The 15,049-nt window shown below is 34.4% G+C and carries 12 protein-coding genes; 5 read left to right on the top strand and 7 right to left on the bottom strand.

Features of this window, described 5'->3' with window-relative positions; translation table 11 throughout:
- The first annotated feature begins 19 nt into the window (after positions 1 to 19).
- Positions 20 to 784: a hypothetical protein gene (locus ACIQ2Z_RS02020; protein WP_396182497.1), complete on the top strand. Its 765-nt coding sequence runs from the start codon at positions 20 to 22 to the stop codon at positions 782 to 784.
- Positions 777 to 944, top strand: a complete 168-nt coding sequence (locus ACIQ2Z_RS02015) for a T9SS type A sorting domain-containing protein (protein WP_396182581.1) — start codon at positions 777 to 779, stop codon at positions 942 to 944. Before ACIQ2Z_RS02020 ends, ACIQ2Z_RS02015 begins: the two co-directional genes overlap by 8 nt.
- Before the next feature lie 411 nt (positions 945 to 1,355).
- Here the strand turns inward: ACIQ2Z_RS02015 and ACIQ2Z_RS02010 are convergent, their stop codons facing one another.
- The 3 genes from ACIQ2Z_RS02010 to ACIQ2Z_RS02000 form a co-directional block, all read right to left on the bottom strand.
- Positions 1,356 to 2,471 (bottom strand): Fic family protein, encoded by a 1,116-nt coding sequence (locus tag ACIQ2Z_RS02010; protein ID WP_396182496.1) that lies wholly within the window; start codon positions 2,469 to 2,471, stop codon positions 1,356 to 1,358.
- Positions 2,472 to 2,972: 501 nt separating this feature from the next.
- Positions 2,973 to 5,237, bottom strand: a complete 2,265-nt coding sequence (locus tag ACIQ2Z_RS02005) for an aconitate hydratase (protein WP_396182495.1) — start codon at positions 5,235 to 5,237, stop codon at positions 2,973 to 2,975.
- Positions 5,238 to 5,421: 184 nt separating this feature from the next.
- On the bottom strand, positions 5,422 to 6,543 hold the full coding sequence (locus ACIQ2Z_RS02000; protein ID WP_396182494.1) for an acyltransferase family protein: 1,122 nt from the start codon (positions 6,541 to 6,543) through the stop codon (positions 5,422 to 5,424).
- Positions 6,544 to 6,576: 33 nt separating this feature from the next.
- On the opposite strand from ACIQ2Z_RS02000, the gene ACIQ2Z_RS01995 reads away from it, so the two are divergent.
- Positions 6,577 to 7,719, top strand: a complete 1,143-nt coding sequence (locus ACIQ2Z_RS01995) for a hypothetical protein (protein ID WP_396182493.1) — start codon at positions 6,577 to 6,579, stop codon at positions 7,717 to 7,719.
- Between the two features lie 9 nt (positions 7,720 to 7,728).
- On the opposite strand, the gene ACIQ2Z_RS01990 is transcribed toward ACIQ2Z_RS01995, so the two are convergent.
- From ACIQ2Z_RS01990 to ACIQ2Z_RS01975, 4 genes are read right to left on the bottom strand one after another with little or no spacing between them, the layout of a single operon-like run.
- Positions 7,729 to 8,682, bottom strand: coding sequence for an AAA family ATPase (locus ACIQ2Z_RS01990; RefSeq protein ID WP_396182492.1), 954 nt, complete (start codon positions 8,680 to 8,682; stop codon positions 7,729 to 7,731).
- A gap of 42 nt (positions 8,683 to 8,724) precedes the next feature.
- Positions 8,725 to 10,161 (bottom strand): peptidylprolyl isomerase, encoded by a 1,437-nt coding sequence (locus ACIQ2Z_RS01985; protein ID WP_396182580.1) that lies wholly within the window; start codon positions 10,159 to 10,161, stop codon positions 8,725 to 8,727.
- On the bottom strand, positions 10,124 to 10,975 hold the full coding sequence (locus ACIQ2Z_RS01980) for a hypothetical protein (protein WP_396182491.1): 852 nt from the start codon (positions 10,973 to 10,975) through the stop codon (positions 10,124 to 10,126). The genes ACIQ2Z_RS01985 and ACIQ2Z_RS01980 overlap by 38 nt, the downstream gene beginning before the upstream one ends.
- The gene (locus ACIQ2Z_RS01975; RefSeq protein ID WP_396182490.1) at positions 10,975 to 12,942 is read right to left on the bottom strand and encodes a peptidylprolyl isomerase; all 1,968 of its coding nucleotides are present in this window, start codon (positions 12,940 to 12,942) and stop codon (positions 10,975 to 10,977) included. Before ACIQ2Z_RS01975 ends, ACIQ2Z_RS01980 begins: the two co-directional genes overlap by 1 nt.
- A 187-nt stretch (positions 12,943 to 13,129) precedes the next feature.
- On the opposite strand from ACIQ2Z_RS01975, the gene ACIQ2Z_RS01970 reads away from it, so the two are divergent.
- The gene (locus ACIQ2Z_RS01970) at positions 13,130 to 14,719 is read left to right on the top strand and encodes a peptide chain release factor 3 (RefSeq protein WP_396182489.1); all 1,590 of its coding nucleotides are present in this window, start codon (positions 13,130 to 13,132) and stop codon (positions 14,717 to 14,719) included.
- Positions 14,720 to 14,839: 120 nt separating this feature from the next.
- Positions 14,840 to 15,049, top strand: coding sequence for a hypothetical protein (locus ACIQ2Z_RS01965; protein WP_396182488.1), 210 nt, complete (start codon positions 14,840 to 14,842; stop codon positions 15,047 to 15,049).

The raw sequence follows: 15,049 nt of genomic DNA, 5'->3' as shown, positions 1-15,049 counted from the left end.
ATCATCCGTTTTATGTTTCATGAAACGGATTTTTTTATCTTTAGATTCTAATTATAGCATGATGAACTATTTTTATTTATGTTTTTTGTTGATTTTACCTTGTTCGGGAATTTGTCAAATACAACCGACTCCAAAATCATATCATAAAATTAAATTTTTATACCAAAAAAAATCAACCCTACGATTGGATGAAAAAGGAGTATATGCAGACACCCTTCAACTGAAAAAAATGTTTCCGGATGTTGAATTTGAAAAAATAAAGCTCTCCGAAGAAAATAATAATACGGTAGTTGGCTTCGTTCCAATTGAAAAATTGAATGGGATTCATAAAAACGAAATTTTGAATCATCTTTCCACCAATAATTGCCTGATTTATGGAACGGCCTATCCCAAAAAAGACCTGATTGATTTTACTGTCGATTATAATTCACCGGAAACTGCTCTGGCTTATTATTTATTCGGAAAAACACAAACTCAATTCAGCCATACGTATTCGTATACTTATTTAGAAAAAAATGCACGGCTTGAAATTAGTTCTTCTGGAACTAAGCAAGCGTTACCAATAACTAAAAATCAATTGACCTGGATAAACAAAGACCAACTGACTGGAACATTTTCTGTAACCGAAAAACCTAATACTAAAAAAAATCAGTTAATTCAAATAGAGAAAAATTTACCCCGTTGGATTTCGCCAATTCCTTTTTTTGAAAATGTTCAAATGGGCATAAAATCAATTTATGATGTAGAAAACGACTACCAACTGATTGCTGTTTCGTATGAATAATGGTTTTTCAAAAATACAAGTATATAGTCCCATCGGACAATTGGTACTCGAAAAAACAGCCACTACCGAAATTGATATCGCTCATTTAGCCAACGGTATCTATCTCGTTAAGGTTTTTGATAGCGAAAAGGTTACTGTTATCAAGGTGATGAAGGAGTAAGAAAAAGTTTAAAAGGGCAAAATTAATTTGAAAAATAGCGTTAATTCTCCATTAAAACATAGCAAAAAGTCTGCGTTAACCCAATTATTGGATTTGCAAAGCCATTATTTTCTATACTAAACAATCAGCGAATCTGCGGCTAAAATTACCTATCATCATTAATAAAAAGGTAATGAATCTTAATACCTTAATGGTTAAAAAATAAACTAGTGTACAATCTTAAATAGTGTAATTTGTTACTGAAATTTTAAAAAAGAGGATAAAGATCATAGCTAATTTGATAAAACAAAAAACTCCCGAATAATAGGGAGTTTTCTATGTTAAGAAACGTTGAATTAAGCTTTTTCGGCTGCATGAACTGGCTATAAACTGGCTCTGCAAACCGAAATAGATTTAGCAAATTTATATTAATCAAGAAAACAAGGTCCAATTCAAATGATACTTTACATTTCTACCATCACCTGCTCTTATCAAAGCTCCAATTTCAAATAAAAATTGTAAATCTCGGGTTGCTGTTGCTTTTGAAGTTTTGGTGATTGAAATGTATTTCTTGGCTGTCATTCCTCCTTCAAAACCTGACTTCCCTTTTTCAGTCATTTTTTGCAAGACTTTTGTTTGACGTTCATTCAATTGATGGTTATAACGTTTAAAGAATAGGGCTTTTTCAACAACATACAGCACTGTTTCTTTTACTTCTTTTTGTGCTCCAATTAAAATTGTAAAAAAATATCGTAGCCAATCACTAACATCTTGTTTTCGTTGTGCTTGTTTTAGTGTCTCGTAATAGGCTTGTTTGTTTTCTTCAATTTTCTTGGAAAGACTAACTAAAATTGGCTTTTCAAGTGTTTCTGCCAATGCTTTTTCAGCTAAAGCTCTCCCTATTAGTCCATTTCCATCTTCAAAGGGATGTAATGTTTCAAAATACAAATGAACTAAAGCGGAACGTAACATAGCTCTCCCAATTTGACCAATCTCATGGTAAGGAAAATGGCGATACCATTTTTCAAAACGAGTTAAAAGGTTTACTAATTCAGTAGATGGTGGTGCATCAAAATACACTTCAATCTTCCTTGTTCTACCGGAAATAATTTGCATCGGCTCTGTGCTGCTTCGCCATTCACCCTCTTTCACCGTTTTGTCAAACTTCATTAACGTGCGATGCCATTCCTTTAACATAGCTAATGAGAAAGACTGTTGATAATCTTTCCGAACTTGCAACATCAATGTTGAAATGGCTTGTGCTCTTTTATCTTTTGAAACAATAGGTGCATCTAAAATACCTAATTGTTTTTGCAAAGAGGACATGACATCTGCTCGACTAAAGTATTCGCCCTCAATTTCAGATGTTTTTATAGCTTCCGACAAAACAACTTGTAGCAATAGTTCGCTTTTATCTTCTTCGGATACATTTACAAACAATCCGTTAACTTCGCCAAATTCTGTGGCAAATTCTTGTATTTGACTTATAAAATCATCTACTTTAAATTGAAAATTAGGAAAATCAGTCTGTTGCCAAAAATAATCCATGAGCCGTTTATTTTTACTATTCGGCTCAAATATACAAAAAAAATGAGCCGATTAACCTAACTAATCGGCTCAAAATAACAAATCAATAGCTCAGCTAACAGCTGCTGATTTTGCTTAATTTATCAAGAAAACGAATTGAAAACATGACCATTTTTTTTACTGTTTTAAACCCGTTGAGCTTAAGTAATACAAAATTTATTTTTTAAAAAATAGGTGATTTCACCTTTCAAACATAATCAAAAGTGAGTATCAACTCAATTATTTTGCATAGCCATGATTTTCTGTACTAAACTAAACAAACTGCGAATCTGCGGATAAAATTAACTATAACCATTAATAAAAAGGTAATGAATCTAATACCTTAATGATTAAAAAATATACAATTTTACAATCTTAAATAGTGTAATTTGTTACTGAAAATAAATTAAGTAGGTCAACCAACCCTTATCAATAAAAAAACTCCCGATAAATCAGGAGTTTTCTATGTTAAGTAACGTTGAATTAAGCTTTTCCGGCGGCAATTAAATTCAATGCAGAACCTGCTACAAACCAACCTATTTGACTTTCGTTATAGGTATGATTGGCTAAAATGATATCCTTCGTTCCATCCGCATGAACAAATTCCAGTGTTAATGGTTTGCCCGAAGCAAATTCCGTTAAGTCTAAAAAGTTAATGGTATCATTTTCCTGAATTTTATCATAATCCGCTTCGTTGGCAAAAGTTAAAGCTAACATACCCTGTTTTTTCAAATTTGTTTCATGAATACGGGCAAATGATTTTACCAATACCGCTTTCACACCTAAGAAACGGGGTTCCATAGCAGCATGTTCACGTGAAGATCCTTCACCGTAATTGTGATCACCTACAACAATCGAAGAAACTCCGGCTGCTTTGTAAGCCCGTTGAACAGCTGGTACAGCATCATAAATTCCGGTTAATTGATTTTTAACTTTGTTAGCTTCCTGATTGAACGCATTAACAGCTCCAATCAACATATTATTAGATATATTATCCAAATGACCACGGAAACGCAACCAAGGTCCGGCCATAGAAATATGGTCTGTCGTACATTTTCCAAAAGCTTTGATTAACAATTTTGCTCCGGTGATGTTATTTCCATCCCATGCCTCAAAAGGAGCAAGCAATTGCAAACGGTCGGAAGTTGGTGAAACAGCTACTTGAACACTACTTCCATCTTCTGCAGGGGCTTGAAAACCGGCATCCTCTACGTCAAATCCTCTTTTAGGCAATTCATCTCCAAAAGGAGTTTTCAACATTACTTCTTCTCCTTTATCGTTGATTAAAGCATCCGTAAGCGGATTAAAATCTAATCTGCCTGAAATAGCTAAAGCAGCAACCATTTCTGGTGAAGTGACAAAAGCATGTGTATTTGGGTTTCCATCGGCACGCTTAGAAAAGTTTCTATTAAACGAATGCACAATCGTGTTTTTTTCTCCTTTATCTGCTCCTTCTCTGTCCCATTGACCAATACAAGGTCCACAGGCATTGGTAAATACTTTTGTTCCCATTTTTTCGAACGTTGCGATGATTCCGTCACGTTCAATCGTATAACGAATTTGCTCAGAACCCGGATTTATACCGAATTCAGCTTTAGGCGTAATGCCATTATCCACGGCTTGTTGAACGATAGAAGCAGCTCTCGCCATATCTTCATAAGAGGAATTGGTACAAGAACCGATTAATCCCCATTCTACTTTTAAAGGCCATCCATTAGCAGCAGCTTCCTCTTTCATTTTAGAAACAGGAGTTCCTCTGTCAGGAGTAAATGGTCCATTAATATAAGGCTCCAATTCTGAAAGGTTGATTTCTATTAATTGGTCAAAATAACGTTCCGGATTAGCATATACTTCATCATCTGCCGTTAAATAAGAAGCTACTTTATCTGCTGCATTTACAACATCTTGACGACCCGTAGCTGCTAAATATCTTCTCATGGAATCATCATAACCAAAAGTAGAAGTAGTAGCACCAATTTCAGCACCCATATTACAAATGGTTCCTTTTCCTGTACAAGACATGGAAGTGGCTCCTTCACCAAAATATTCAACAATGGCTCCTGTCCCTCCTTTTACGGTTAAAATATCGGCCACTTTTAAAATAACATCTTTAGGTGCGGTCCAACCTGATAATTTACCGGTTAATTTTACGCCTATTAATTTGGGAAATTTTAATTCCCAAGACATACCAGACATTACATCAACGGCATCAGCACCACCAACACCAATGGCTAACATTCCTAATCCTCCTGCATTAACCGTATGTGAATCCGTTCCTATCATCATTCCTCCCGGAAAAGCATAATTTTCTAAAACAATCTGATGAATAATACCGGAGCCCGGTTTCCAAAAACCGATTCCGTATTTATTCGAAACGGAAGAAAGAAAATCAAAAACTTCTTTTGATTGTGAATTAGCTAAAGCTAAATCTGATTTAGCACCATTTTTAGCAAGAATTAAGTGGTCACAATGTACCGTGGTGGGTACAGCTACAGTCTTTTTTCCTGCATGCATAAATTGCAATAACGCCATTTGAGCCGTTGCATCTTGACAAGCAACTCTATCCGGAGCGAAATCTACATAATCTTTTCCACGGGTAAAAGCGGTGGTGGGATTTCCGTCCCAAAGGTGAGAATATAATATCTTTTCAGATAACGTAAGTGGACGACCAACTAACTCACGAGCTTTATCTACACGAGCAGTAACGGTTGCATACACTTTTTCAATCATTTTAATATCAAAAGCCATGGTAAAAAAGATTTATTTTGTTTGTGATGCGAATTTACGAAAACGATAGAACATTGGAAAATTAATAGCAAAATATATCTTTTGGAATTGATTTTTTACAGAAAAGTTACTTTTTTAGCCTTATTTTCAATAAAAGCTAAAATAAGGGCATAAAAATGTAAAATTGACAATTTTAGAGTACAAATTACTTGTCCCTTAAATCAGTCATCGGCTTTTCGTAGAATTTATACAATAGCGTACTTAAGAAAAAAGTTATAATTAAATAAATAAAAGTAAAAAAATGCAATTGATGGAGAGATAAACCCTCCGTATTAAAGTAATGTTTCATAAGTTGCAAAACGACTCCATAATGCAATAAATAAACAGAATAGGAAATGACGCTGATAAAAACAATTGGTTTTCGGATAAAAGCTAATTGAATCGTTTTCCATTCCGCTAAAAAAGGAAGGAACAAAGCAAACGTTAAAGAGGTTAAAGGCAAATAAAAAATAGCCCAAAAAAGAGGGAATGAAGCAAACGTAAGTTGAAAATAGCCAACTCCGGCAAATAAAAATCCAAATAAAAACAAACCCAGAACTGCCATAACATACTTGCCTTTTATCCAAAGAGCAGTAAAATTTAAACTAATCCAACTAAATAGAACCCCTAAAAAAATGGCATCCAACCGATAAATAACCACCGCTTTTAAACCAAGGTTCCATTGATTGATATCTGAAAGTGGTGTGATGAAAGCATACCAGACTTTAGTGAAGAAAAAAAAGAAAATAAACCCTATAACTACATATAAAAAAAAACGAGATTTGTTAATCGGTTTGACTAGTAGCGTTTTTAAAAACAAGGCAATTGGAAAAAGCAAATAGGCAAACTCTTCTAAGGAAAGACTCCAGGATTCCGTAAAAAAAGGAAGCATGGGTGAAGCAAAATTTTGCAAAAAGAAAAAATATTTCCAACCCTCCTGAATCGAATAACCAACAATAAAACTGATTAGAACATTAATTAATAAAACTAGATAATAATTGGGCAACGTTCGAAACCAACGCCGTTTTAAAAAATATAAAACGCTTGAAATAGTAAAATCATCCTGTAAATAAAGTCGGTAAACAATTCGGCCAATCAAAAATCCGCTGAGTACAAAAAAAATTTCAACGCCTAAATAACCAAACAACTGAAAAACTTGCGAAATAATGCCATTATCTGGCGGATAAATCCACAATAAATGAGAACTCAACACCATTAAAATAGCAACCGCTCGCATCAAATCTAATCCGAATATTCGTTTTTCAGAATGAAGGTGCAAAAGAGACATTAAATTATGTATTTTTGAATTAAAATTTGGCAATTGGCTAAACCAAAGATACTAAAAATCACATTACTTTTAATAGTGCTCTCCTTGGCAGGTGGCGTCATTTGGTATACTCAATTATCTAATCGGCACAAAGCGATTGTGAAAACTACTTTTTTACACAAAACGGGATTAGTTGACAGTGATTGGAAAATCGAAAAAGCTAATAAAGAATACAAAATGCTGTCGCCCACATTTATTGTAGACAACATTTACAAATCAATGGAGGGGCCAAAAGCAACCAATACAGTAATGCTGTCACAAGATTCTACTTTGTTGTGGATTACCGGTTTTAAAGTGGTTGCTCAAGATGTAGATACAGAAAAAAGGATAACAAATGATTTTATTTGCCACATGAATGTGGATATTAATGATGCAAAATATTACTCCCATTTTGGATTAGAAAACCGCATTGGCAAACAATACCCTAGACTGACTTCCCTTTCACATGGAATGGAATCATTCGAATTCCCGAAGGGTTTTGGTATCCCTATGAAAGGAAATGATTTGCTGTTTGTGACCACACAAACCTTAAACCACAACCTGAAAGAGGTCTATAAAAAAGTAAAACATAAAGTAACTATAAATTATCAAGACAAGCCTTCGCTATTCCCTTTAATGAGCAAAACAGCTTTTATCATGCTTCCGTATGATCAATATGACCCATATAAAAGTCCAACAGACCCGGGAACTGATTTTTGCATTCCGGTGGAAACCAAAAACCATAGTTATGAAGATGGAAAAGGAAATAAAGTGTCCGGTCATTGGGTAATCCCAAAAGGAAAAAACACTTACCGAAGTGATATCAACCACCAATTAGAAATCAAAGACAGTCTGCGTTTACATGCCGCGGCAATACACGTGCATCCTTTTGCCACAAGAATCATGCTCTACAACAAAACTAGTAAAAAACTGGTTTTTGTGAGCAAAATTACGAACCATAAAAACAGTATTGGATTGACCAACATTGAAAATTTTTCCTCTACAGAAGGAAAATGGCTATATGCAAATCAGGAATATGAAATAATACTAGACGTTAATAACACCTCTTCAGAAAACCAAGATATGATGGGGAGTATGTTCCTCTTTTTTTATGATTCAGAAATGGACGAAATTCTCAAAAACTCAGTAATTCAGTAACTCAGCCCTCTAAACCAGCTTCGCAATAATCGCTTCCACACTCAGTCCTTCTGCGTCTGCTTTGTAGTTTTTTACAACACGATGACGTAAAATCCCTTCAGCAACCGCTTTCACATCTTCAATATCGGGTGAAAATTTACCGTTAAAAGCAGCATTGGCTTTAGCAGCTAATATCAAGTTTTGAGAAGCTCTGGGACCTGCCCCCCAATCGATGTAGTTTTTAATAAAATCTGTTGCTAAATTACTGTCCGGACGGGTTTTAGTAACCAACATAACAGCATATTCGATAACATTATCAGCTACCGGAATACGACGAATCAAATGTTGGAAATCGATAATTTCCTGAGCCGTGAATAAAGAGTTTATAACCGGCTTATCATCAGAAGTGGTGCTTTTTACAACTTGAACTTCCTCAGCAAAAGAAGGATAGTCTAATTTTATGGAAAACATAAAACGGTCTAATTGTGCTTCCGGTAAAGGATAGGTGCCTTCCTGCTCAATCGGGTTTTGAGTTGCCAAAACAAAATAAGGCAAACTCAATTTGTAATTTTGACCGGCAATGGTTACGGCACGCTCTTGCATCGCTTCTAACAATGCAGCTTGCGTTTTTGGTGGCGTACGGTTTATCTCATCCGCTAAAATAATATTGGAAAAAATGGGTCCTTTGATAAACCTAAACGTTCTGTTTTCGTCTAAAATTTCACTCCCTAAAATATCAGAAGGCATCAAATCGGGGGTAAATTGAATACGTTTAAAATCCAACCCTAATGCTTGTGCAATAGTATTAACCATTAATGTTTTCGCCAAACCGGGCACACCAACCAAAAGAGCGTGTCCGCCGGAAAAAATACTCAAGAGTACTTGATCAACTACTAAATCTTGTCCAACAATAATTTTTGAAATTTCTTTTTTTAACGCTAATCTTTTTTGGACTAGGGTTTGTATAGCGGTTACATCTGACATAATGGTTATGGATAATGGGTTATGGTAATAGGCTAAAAAGCTTTATTTTTTTAGCCAATTATTAGTAAAATCGCAATCGCGGTATTCCGCATTAATTCGGATGTAGGTTTCTAATATTTTTTCGTTAGACCATTTTCCGATAGCTTCAAATTGTTTTTCCTTTAAAGCTAACTCTTTAATCTTAACATAATCCGTAGCATAATCGGCCACGTGGGAATCAATTCGATTAGTTACCATCAATAATTTATATTTCTTCATCCCTTTTTGATCTTCATCTAAAACAGGTTGCGAAACTTCATTTGGCTTTAAACTGGAAACTTGACTATATAAGCTTGGATCCATTTTAGTTAACTCAAAACGGGTATCCAATGTTTTCGGATTCAGCAAAATACCCCCATTCGCTTTGGTTTCTTTTTCATCGGATAAATTACGGGCTGCCTCAGCAAAAGTTAATTCGCCTGAAACAATCCGACTTCTGATTAAGGTTACTTTTTCTTTCGCCTCTCGTAAGTCGTCATCCGTTATTTTTGGTGTTAAAAGGATATGACGCAATTCAACTTCTTGTCCTTTTATTTTTTCTACTAAAATAATATGGTACCCAAAATCAGTTTGAAAAGGCATCGATATTTCTCCTTCATTTAAACTAAAGGCAACGTCTTTAAATTCTTTGACGAAGGGTGTTTTTCGATTCATTTTATAAAAACCACCGGAGGAACGGGAACCTGGATCTTGTGAATACAATACCGCTCGTGTTCTGAAACTGGAACCGTTTTCTAAAACGTCTTTCCTGATTTCTATTAACTTATCAATTACTTTTTGTCTTTCTACATCACTTACTTTGGGTTCAATCACAATTTGAGATAACTCTAATTCCGCTCCAAAAACAGGTAATTCTTCCGTTGGGATTTTCTTAAAAAAAGTTCTCACTTCTTCTGGCGTAATCTCTACATCTGCTACCACTTTATTACGCATTTCAGACGATAACTTTCCTTGCTTTAAAACATCAAAAAAGAAGGAACGAAATTCTTCCTCATTTTTCTTGTTATAGAATTTTAGCATTTTATCCATCGACCCGATTTGCTCTAACATATAGGTAAGCCGTTCGTCCATCATGTTTTGTATTTCACCATCATTCACCACAATGGTACTGTCTTGTAACGCTTGATGTGCATATAAACGGTCTTCCATCAACTTCCCTAATAATTGGCATCTGGTGATGTCATTAACAGAAATACCTTGGCTGGTAAGCTCAATATATTCCATGTCTATATCTGAATCTAAAATAATAAAATCCCCTATGGTGGCAATAACACCATCCACTTTTTTGCGTTGGCTTACTTTTTTAACTGTATCTTTTTTAACAGCAGCCTCCTCCTGAATTACTTCTTGTGCTGTTGCAATAACAGTAAAAAAAGCAAATGTAAACAGTAGGAGAAACTTGTTATTTAAAAATTTCATAGTTTTTATTTTTAATGGCATCATCGGTAATTTCTTTCTCAAATTTTTTAATTAATTCTAATTTTCTTCTGTTTATGATTAACTCTTTTAGAGTAGATTTCACATATTCATAGGGACTCACCTCATTTTTATCAATTACATTACTAATCTTCACCAAATAAACATCCGTTGAATCGGGATATTGAATCGTTTTTCCCGGAGCAATATAATTTTCACTGTTATCCGGAGTTATAAATGGCAATTTTTGATAAACCTGATTCATTTCTACCCAAACACTGTCATTCATGGCAGAGCCTTTAAATTGCAATTGATAGGTTTCCCAAAATTTAGCATCACTTTTTTTAGTATCAAAAAACTTACTCTTAATCAAATCGAATTTCGGATGCTCTATAGACAAATGAATATACCGCAACCTAATTAAGACTCCATTTGTTCTGAAATTCTCTTTATTCTCTTGATAATAAGCTTTAATTTCAGCATTGGATACTGACGTATCTACCTCTCTTTTAACAATGGCTTCTAAATAGGCTTTCGTATATAAATCAACTTTGTACTGCTGAATCAGTTTATCAAATGCTATTTGCTCTTCTTTCGTAATATTTAATTCAGCGGCATTAATCAATAACTTTTGAGTAGCCCAACGATTAATGAAATTTTGTACAATAAGTAGACTGTCTTCTTTCGTAGTACCTTCCGGCAATAAATCGGCTATGTCGCTTTTATACAAATAACTTTCTCCAACTCTGGCAATGGCTTCGGGTTTTGCTTCGGGTTTAAAATAAGAACACGAAACAAAAACAAAAAACACAAGCACGATGCCAAGGGGTTTCAACATTAGTTTTTAATTTGCTTTTTAACACTTTCAAACACACTTTGATTAACAGTAACGTTGAATTCTTGCTTCAAATTAGTAAACCAATTTTCTTCCAAATATTGTTGATAGTCATTGATTACCCTGCCTTTACATTCTACTAATGTTTTTGGTCCGGCTTCTTGAACGGTATTGACTTGAACAACATAGAAATAATTTTCTTCATGAACTACCGGTTGTAATCCTTTTTGATAGGAAACTGTTTTAGGTAAAATAGCATTATCTTCCTCAAAAATTCCGGCAGTTGTCATCACATTAACAACATCTTTCGTATTCAATTCCTTTTTAATTTCCTCAACTGATTTTCCTTGTTTAAGTAATTTATGAGCTTTTTTAGCAATATCTGCTTTGGTAGAGGAAATAATCAATACATCATATCTTTTTTTCCAAAGGTATTTATTAGCATTCTCTGTGTGAAACGCTTGTAGTCCTAGTGTGTCTGTTTTAGATTTTTCCCAAATCTCTTTCTCCATTAAATCAAACAACAATAATCCGTCACGGTATTCATCCATCACAGCGGCAAATTCAGGAAATTCATTTTCTAAATTGTCATTGTAATAGGTATTTAATTCAGCATCAACAAAATTAGAATAATGAAAATCAACCAATTTAGCAACAGGTCTCACTTGGACAGGATTTTTTTGTTGGGAATACAAATAATTTAAAAACACTTCCCCACTCACGTTTTGATTAGCAAAAGTAAACAAAGAACCTGTAAAGTCTTTCATGCTTTCAGGCAATTTCCAGGTAGAGTCATAAAAACTGTCATTCACCGTCTTTTTAACTTTAGTAAACATCGCATCCGAACGTTTAACCGGATACTTAGCTCTCAATTTTTCATTCAGTGACTCAGTGATTTTTCTGGAACGCTCATCACGACCAATTTTAGTTTCAATATCTGGCTTTGCCTCTTCATAGGTTTTGACAGGATGTTTTTCAATCAATTTCATAATATGCCATCCAAATTGGGTTTGAAAAGGCTTCGAAATTTCACTCGTATTTTGAAGAGAAAAAGCAACGGTTTCAAACTCTTCTGAACTCAATTGACCGGAACCAAAACGATTTAAAAGACCTCCTTTTGACGCTGAAGATTTGTCTTGTGAAAACTGCTTTGCCAATGCTTCAAACGATTCTCCTTGTTGAATTTTATTGTAAATTTCAAAAATGGTAGTTTTATTTTTCTCCAGTTCTGTCGGACTGTCATCCGTGGGATTCATCAACATAATGTGAGCAACCGTAACGTCGCCACGATTATCCCGAATGTCTTTTACTTCTATGATATGGTAACCGAAACGGGTTCGAACAGGTTGCGAAACAGCCCCCTTGGAAGTAGTAAAAGCAGCTGTCTCAAAAGGATAAACCATACGGAAAGCAGAAAAATAACCTAAATCACCTCTGTTTTCTTTAGCACTAGGGTCTTGAGAATATTGAAAGGCCAATTGACCGAAATCTTCCCCTTTTAAAACCCTGTTTCGCAATTCTATAATACTTTTATAGGCAGCTAACGTATCTTCCGGCTTAGCATTTTCGTCTATGGTTAACAAAATATGAGCCGCTCGAACTTCTTTCAAGGAACGGGCATAGCCTTCATCAATTAATTCTTTCGTAACTTTTGAATCAGTCAAATAATTTTTAGAAAGCTGTGTACGATAGGATTTTAATTCATTTTGATATTGCGGATTATTTTGCAAGCCCAAAGCATTAGCTTTAGTAACTTTCAATTTGTACCCTACAAATAATTCTAAATAATGATCCAAATCTTTCTGCGATTCATCTTTAACCAAGTCTAAGTTTTTATTATAAACCCTAATAAATTCATCAGTATAATAAGGTTTATCATTAATCGTAAAAAGCACTTGCTCAGAAGATTGGGCAGAAAGTAATGCCGTCACAAAAAAGGCAAATCCCAAACAAAATTGTTTAACAGTCATTTTTAAATGATTTAAAAGAATGATTTTTATAATAGACAACAAATTATAGCTGTTGCAACTCACAAAATTAACAATTCAAAGACATTAAACAAGTATAGCCCCTACTATTAACAAAAATTTATTAACGTAAAATGTTTATACTTTTTTGACTAAGAAATACTATTTTTGCACACCTTTAAAAAGTGTTATGAGTTTTATAGAAGAAATCAATAGAAGAAGAACTTTTGGTATTATCTCGCATCCCGATGCCGGTAAAACAACCTTAACCGAAAAGCTTTTGCTTTTTGGAGGAGCAATCCAGGAAGCGGGTGCCGTAAAAAATAACAAAATCAAAAAAGCGGCAACTTCCGACTTTATGGAAATTGAGCGACAAAGAGGGATTTCTGTGGCCACTTCTGTTTTGGCTTTCAATTATAAAGACAAAAAAATAAACATTTTAGATACGCCGGGTCACAAAGACTTTGCGGAAGATACGTTCAGAACGTTAACGGCTGTTGATAGCGTGATTGTAGTGGTGGATGTGGCAAAAGGAGTCGAAGAGCAAACTGAAAAATTGGTGGAGGTTTGTCGCATGCGAAACATTCCAATGATTGTTTTCATCAATAAATTAGACCGTGAAGGAAAAGATGCCTTTGACCTAATGGATGAAGTGGAACAAAAGTTGAAATTAAAAGTTACTCCTTTGAGTTTCCCTATCGGAATGGGTTATGATTTTCAGGGGATTTATAACCTTTGGGAGAAAAACATCAATTTGTTTAGTGGGGATAGCCGAAAAAATATTGAAGATACCATTGCTTTTTCAGATTTAAACAATCCGGAATTGGATAAAATTATTGGTCAAAAAGCGGCTGACAAACTCAGAGAAGAATTAGAATTAATCAGTGAAGTCTATCCTACTTTTGACAGAAAAGAATATTTAGAAGGACATTTACAACCGGTGTTCTTTGGTTCTGCCTTAAATAATTTTGGTGTTAGGGAATTATTGGATTGTTTTATTAACATTGCCCCTTCACCAAAAGCGAAACATTCTGATACGAGACTCGTACAACCAAGCGAAACAAAAATGTCTGGCTTTGTTTTTAAAATTCATGCTAACATGGATCCAAAACACAGAGACCGTTTAGCTTTTGTCAAAATTGTTTCAGGAACTTTTGAGCGAAACAAACCCTATTTACACGTACGTCTAAATAAAAGTTTAAAATTTTCTAGCCCTAATGCTTTTTTTGCAGAAAAAAAAGAAATTGTAGATATCTCCTATCCGGGTGATATTGTGGGACTTCATGACACGGGTAACTTTAAAATTGGCGATACCTTAACGGAAGGAGAAGTAATGAATTTCAAAGGAGTTCCGAGTTTTTCACCGGAACATTTCAGGTACATCAATAATGCCGACCCTATGAAAGCGAAGCAATTAGAAAAAGGAGTTGATCAATTAATGGATGAAGGGGTTGCCCAGCTTTTTACCTTGGAAATGAACAACAGAAAAATAATTGGAACCGTCGGTGCTTTGCAATATGAGGTAATACAGTACCGCTTAGAACACGAATACGGAGCTAAATGTACGTATGAAAATTTTCCGGCTCACAAAGCCTGTTGGGTAAAACCGGAGGACCCTAAAAATGAAGAATTTGCAGAATTCAAACGGATTAAACAAAAATTCTTAGCCCATGACAAATACGGTCAATTGGTTTTTTTAGCAGATTCTGAATTCACAATTCAAATGACACAAAGCAAATTTCCTAGGGTCAAACTTTTATTTACGTCTGAATTTGAATAGCAAGTGGTTCAAAAATAAATCGTTGTAAATTTATTTTACTATTAATTATTCTAAAAAGTATAATTTTTACTTTTATTTTTAAAAATGATTACTATCTTTGCTGCTGATTCCATTTGAAATATGAAAAGTTTATATAAAATTTACATTCTCGCATTTGTTTTATTATCTGACGTAATGTTGTTCGCTCAACCGGGTGATGATGATGGAACTGGGGGATTAGAAGGTAATGATACACCGGCCGCTCCAATTAATGGGAAATTAATATGGCTAGCTTTAGTTGGAATAGGTTTTGCCTTTTATTATTTTAATAAAAAAAGACAAAAAGCATAA

It is taken from the genome of Flavobacterium sp. (assembly GCF_044361015.1).
Taxonomy (GTDB): domain Bacteria; phylum Bacteroidota; class Bacteroidia; order Flavobacteriales; family Flavobacteriaceae; genus Flavobacterium.
Note: the sequence above shows the minus strand (reverse complement) of the source record. Positions and strands in the feature narration are given on the sequence as shown.

What these genes read in the sequence shown, in the direction of transcription:
- ACIQ2Z_RS01975 (WP_396182490.1), bottom strand. Translation starts at nt 12,942, where the DNA reads ATGACTGTTAAACAATTTTGTTTGGGATTTGCCTTTTTTGTGACGGCA.
- ACIQ2Z_RS01985 (WP_396182580.1), bottom strand. Translation starts at nt 10,161, where the DNA reads ATGCCATTAAAAATAAAAACTATGAAATTTTTAAATAACAAGTTTCTC.
- ACIQ2Z_RS01970 (WP_396182489.1), top strand. Translation starts at nt 13,130, where the DNA reads ATGAGTTTTATAGAAGAAATCAATAGAAGAAGAACTTTTGGTATTATC.
- ACIQ2Z_RS02010 (WP_396182496.1), bottom strand. Translation starts at nt 2,471, where the DNA reads ATGGATTATTTTTGGCAACAGACTGATTTTCCTAATTTTCAATTTAAA.
- ACIQ2Z_RS01990 (WP_396182492.1), bottom strand. Translation starts at nt 8,682, where the DNA reads ATGTCAGATGTAACCGCTATACAAACCCTAGTCCAAAAAAGATTAGCG.
- ACIQ2Z_RS01980 (WP_396182491.1), bottom strand. Translation starts at nt 10,975, where the DNA reads ATGTTGAAACCCCTTGGCATCGTGCTTGTGTTTTTTGTTTTTGTTTCG.
- ACIQ2Z_RS02015 (WP_396182581.1), top strand. Translation starts at nt 777, where the DNA reads ATGAATAATGGTTTTTCAAAAATACAAGTATATAGTCCCATCGGACAA.
- ACIQ2Z_RS02000 (WP_396182494.1), bottom strand. Translation starts at nt 6,543, where the DNA reads ATGTCTCTTTTGCACCTTCATTCTGAAAAACGAATATTCGGATTAGAT.
- ACIQ2Z_RS02005 (WP_396182495.1), bottom strand. Translation starts at nt 5,237, where the DNA reads ATGGCTTTTGATATTAAAATGATTGAAAAAGTGTATGCAACCGTTACT.
- ACIQ2Z_RS01965 (WP_396182488.1), top strand. Translation starts at nt 14,840, where the DNA reads ATGAAAAGTTTATATAAAATTTACATTCTCGCATTTGTTTTATTATCT.
- ACIQ2Z_RS02020 (WP_396182497.1), top strand. Translation starts at nt 20, where the DNA reads ATGAAACGGATTTTTTTATCTTTAGATTCTAATTATAGCATGATGAAC.